General features: G+C 74.0%; 7 protein-coding genes. 3 read left to right on the top strand and 4 right to left on the bottom strand.

Translation table 11 applies throughout. The features are described from left to right. From trmD to RIF89_RS12630, 3 genes are all read left to right on the top strand, one after another. The coding region (gene trmD / locus RIF89_RS12640; RefSeq protein WP_309069452.1) for a tRNA (guanosine(37)-N1)-methyltransferase TrmD at nt 1-506 on the top strand (506 nt) is incomplete at its 5' end. A 90-nt stretch (nt 507-596) separates the two neighbouring features. Beyond that, the gene (locus tag RIF89_RS12635; protein WP_309069451.1) at nt 597-1,091 is read left to right on the top strand and encodes a MogA/MoaB family molybdenum cofactor biosynthesis protein; all 495 of its coding nucleotides are present in this window, start codon (nt 597-599) and stop codon (nt 1,089-1,091) included. Further along, a complete protein-coding gene (locus tag RIF89_RS12630) occupies nt 1,088-1,531 on the top strand; it encodes a molybdenum cofactor biosynthesis protein MoaE (protein WP_309069450.1) in 444 nt (147 codons plus the stop codon). The genes RIF89_RS12635 and RIF89_RS12630 overlap by 4 nt, the downstream gene beginning before the upstream one ends. A gap of 39 nt (nt 1,532-1,570) precedes the next feature. On the opposite strand, the gene RIF89_RS12625 is transcribed toward RIF89_RS12630, so the two are convergent. The 4 genes from RIF89_RS12625 to glp form a co-directional block, all read right to left on the bottom strand. After that, a complete protein-coding gene (locus tag RIF89_RS12625; RefSeq protein WP_309069449.1) occupies nt 1,571-1,804 on the bottom strand; it encodes a MoaD/ThiS family protein in 234 nt (77 codons plus the stop codon). After that, nucleotides 1,801-2,076 (bottom strand): DUF6457 domain-containing protein, encoded by a 276-nt coding sequence (locus RIF89_RS12620; RefSeq protein WP_309069448.1) that lies wholly within the window; start codon nt 2,074-2,076, stop codon nt 1,801-1,803. The genes RIF89_RS12625 and RIF89_RS12620 overlap by 4 nt, the downstream gene beginning before the upstream one ends. Continuing rightward, a complete protein-coding gene (gene moaC / locus RIF89_RS12615; protein ID WP_309069447.1) occupies nt 2,076-2,546 on the bottom strand; it encodes a cyclic pyranopterin monophosphate synthase MoaC in 471 nt (156 codons plus the stop codon). The genes RIF89_RS12620 and moaC overlap by 1 nt, the downstream gene beginning before the upstream one ends. Next, the coding region (gene glp, locus RIF89_RS12610; RefSeq protein ID WP_309069446.1) for a gephyrin-like molybdotransferase Glp at nt 2,543-3,363 on the bottom strand (821 nt) is incomplete at its 5' end. The genes moaC and glp, both read right to left, overlap by 4 nt.

Below are 3,363 nucleotides of genomic sequence, written 5' to 3'. Positions count from 1 at the left end.
TGGTGATGAAGCCCGAGCCGTGGGGCGAGGCGCTCGACGACATCCTCGGCGAGGACGCCGTCCTGGTGGTGCCGACGCCATCGGGCGAGGTGTTCCGCCAGCCGCTCGCGCGGGAGCTGGCGCAGGAGGCGCAGCTCGTGTTCGCGTGCGGTCGCTACGAGGGCATCGATCAGCGCGTGATCGACCACTACGCGGCTGCCGGTCGTGTGCGCCTCGTGAGCATCGGCGACTACGTGCTCAACGGCGGCGAGGTCGCGTCGATGGCGATGATCGAGGCCGTGACCCGGCTCATCCCGGGCTTCATGGGCAATCCCGAGAGTCTGCTCGAGGAGTCGCACGAGGACGGCCTGCTGGAGTATCCGATCTACACCAAGCCCGCCGTCTGGCGCGGGCTCGAGGTGCCGCCCGTGCTGCTGAGCGGCAACCACGGAGCGGTCGCGGCGTGGCGCCGAGAGCAGAGCATCGAGCGCACGCGCGAGCGCCGTCCGGACCTCCTGGCGGACTGAGCCCGACCTTCTCGGGCGGTGTGGGCACGCGACCGCTTCGTCCTGCGGCGGGACACGACCGCCCGAGCGTGACGTCCATAGACTCGGACCATGGGTGAAGCAGGCATCCCGCTGCGGGCGGCGGTCATCACGGTCAGCGATCGCTCTGCGCGCGGCGAGCGCGAGGATCTCTCCGGCCCCGAGGCGGTGGCCGCTCTGCGGGTGGGGGGCTTCGACTGCGACGACGCCGTGATCGTGCCGGACGGCGCCGAGAGCGTCGAGCGGGCGCTCGTCGCGATGATCGCGGCCGGTGCGAGCGTGATCGTCACGACCGGCGGCACCGGCCTCGGCCCTCGCGACGAGACCCCCGAGGGCACGCGTGCCGTGCTGGAACGCGAGGTCCCGGGCGTCGCGGAGGAGCTGCGCCGCATCGGCACGGCGGAGAAGCCCGCGGGGATGCTCTCGCGCGGGCTCGCGGGCGTCGCACGCGGCGCCCTCATCGTGAACCTCCCCGGGTCTCCGGCCGCCGTGCGCAGTGGCATGCCGGTGATCCTGTCGGTGGCCAAGCACGCGGCCGCTCAGCTCGCGGGCGAGGATCACGCGTGAGCGCCGCGCCCACGGCGGACGTGCGGATCGCGCGGATCTCGGCGGACCCCATCCGGCTCGCCGAACACGCGGACGCGATCGACGATTCGCGGATGGGCGCCGAGACGTCGTTCGTCGGTCGCGTTCGCGATCACGACCCGGACGCGCGCGGCGCCGTCGCCGCTCTGGAGTACACCGCACACCCGGACGCGGAGGCCACGCTCCGCGCGATCGCGGCTCGCGCGTCGGAGGCGCACGGCGCGCTCGTCGCCGTGAGCCACCGGGTCGGTCGCCTGCAGGTGGGTGAGCCGGCGGTCGTCATCGCGGTCGCGGCGGCGCACCGCGCCGAGGCGTTCGCCGCCTGCCGCGACGTCATCGAGGACATCAAGCGCGAGCTGCCGGTCTGGAAGCGACAGCTCGAAGCCGACGGCAGCGCGGAGTGGAAGGGCCTGGGCGGCTGAGTCCGCGCGGCGGCGCGCTGCGATCCAGGGCCGGCCGCGTCAGCCGCCGGCGAAGGGCGGCAGCACGTCGACCGTCGTCGCGCCCGCCAGCGGCGCGTCGTCGCCGCGCCGCTCGCCGTCGACGAGCACGGCACAGCGGGGCAGGATGCCGCCGAGGCCCGGATACTCGGCCGCGAGCGCCGCGCGCAGTTCGCCGAGCGTGGCCTCGGCGCGGTGCTCCTCGGCGCGCCCGGCGGCTTCCTCGGCCGCGGCGAAGTAGCGGATGCGTGTCACGGCTCGCCACCCCACGACCGCGCCAGCGCGACGACCTCCGCCACGGCGCGTTCGATGTCCTGGGGCGAACCGCCGGCACGCCCCGCGGCGAGCCCCGCCAGGAACGCCGTGAGCGGCGCGGCGGGGCGCGCGACGCCGTGGGCGACGTCCCGCGCGAGGTCCAGGATGAGGGACACGGGCACCTGATCCGGGTCGAGGCCGAGCCGCTCGGAGGCGGCCTTCGCCCACTCGTCCAGCGCCTCGGGCGGCAGGGTGCGGTCGTTGCCGGCCATCAGGCCTCCCGTGTCCAGGATCCGCTGCGGCCGCCGGTCTTCGCCACGATCCGCGCGTTCTCGATTGCCGCCGAGCGATCCATGCCCTTCACCATGTCGACGACCGACAGCGCGGCGATCGTCACGGCGGTGAGGGCCTCCATCTCGACGCCCGTGCGGTCGGCGGTCCGGACGGTGGCCTCGATCGCGACGCCGCCGTCCTCGACGGCCAGGTCGACCGTCGCGCCGTGCACACCGATCACGTGGGCCAGCGGCAGCAGCTCTGCGCACTTCTTCGCGCCCTGGATGCCCGCGATGCGGGCGACCGCGAGCACGTCGCCCTTCGGAACGGATCCGTCGCGCAGGGCGGCGACCGTCTCGCCCGCCACGCGCACGAAGCCGCGCGCGGTGGCCGAGCGCACGGTGGGCTGCTTCTCGGTCACGTCGACCATGCGTGCGTGACCCGACGAGTCGAGGTGGGTGAAGCTCATGAGATCAGCATGACATCCACGAGTTCGCCCTCCGCCACGGCCTCGCTCTCGGCGGGGACGACCGCATAGGCCTCCGCATGCGCGAGGCTCGCGGCCAGGTGGGATCCGGATCCGCCGGATGTCGCGGGACGGACGCTCCAGCGCGCCGGGTCGGTGCGATCGATGCTCACCGGGAGGTACTGGCGACGCCCGGGCGGCGTGCGCCAGCCGGTCGCGGCGGGCAGGCGCAGGATGTCGCGGTGCAGCTTCGTGCGCCCCTGCAGGGCGAGCAGCGCGGGGCGCACGAACGTCTCGAACGAGACGGCGGCGCTCACGGGATTGCCCGGCAGGCCGAACAGCAGCACCCCGTTCGAGAGGCGTCCGAAGCCCTGCGGCTTGCCGGGCTGCATCGCGACCTTCGTGAAGGTGATCTCGCCGTCCAGCACCTGCCTCACGACCTCGTACGCGCCCGCGCTGATGCCGCCAGACGTGATCAGGACGTCCGCCTCGGAGTTGTCGCGGAGGAGGGAGCGCAGCTCCTCCGGGTTGTCCGACACGGACGTCACGCGCATGAGCTCCGCTCCGGTCGCGCGCACCAGCCCGGCGAGCAGTGTGGTGTTCGACTCGGGGATCTGGCCGCGTGCGAACTCGGCGCCGGGCTCGACCAGTTCGCTTCCGGTCGAGATCACGATCACGCGCGGCGGGCGCGCCACCACGGCACGATCGACGCCGGTCGCAGCCGCGGCCGACAGCTGCAGCGGCCCGAGCTCGGTGCCCGCCGGGATGACGATGTCGCCCGCGTGAAGATCCTCGCCGCGGCGGCGGATGTGCGCGCCGG

It is taken from the genome of Microbacterium sp. (genome assembly GCF_031178525.1).
Classification (GTDB): Bacteria; Actinomycetota; Actinomycetes; order Actinomycetales; family Microbacteriaceae; genus Microbacterium.
The sequence above is the reverse complement of the archived record's forward strand: the minus strand, read 5'-3'. Positions and strand labels throughout refer to the sequence as shown.

Excerpts from the sequence above, each read along its gene's own strand:
- RIF89_RS12635 (WP_309069451.1), top strand. The coding sequence starts at position 597 with ATGGGTGAAGCAGGCATCCCGCTGCGGGCGGCGGTCATCACGGTCAGC.
- RIF89_RS12620 (WP_309069448.1), bottom strand. The coding sequence starts at position 2,076 with ATGGCCGGCAACGACCGCACCCTGCCGCCCGAGGCGCTGGACGAGTGG.
- moaC (WP_309069447.1), bottom strand. The coding sequence starts at position 2,546 with ATGAGCTTCACCCACCTCGACTCGTCGGGTCACGCACGCATGGTCGAC.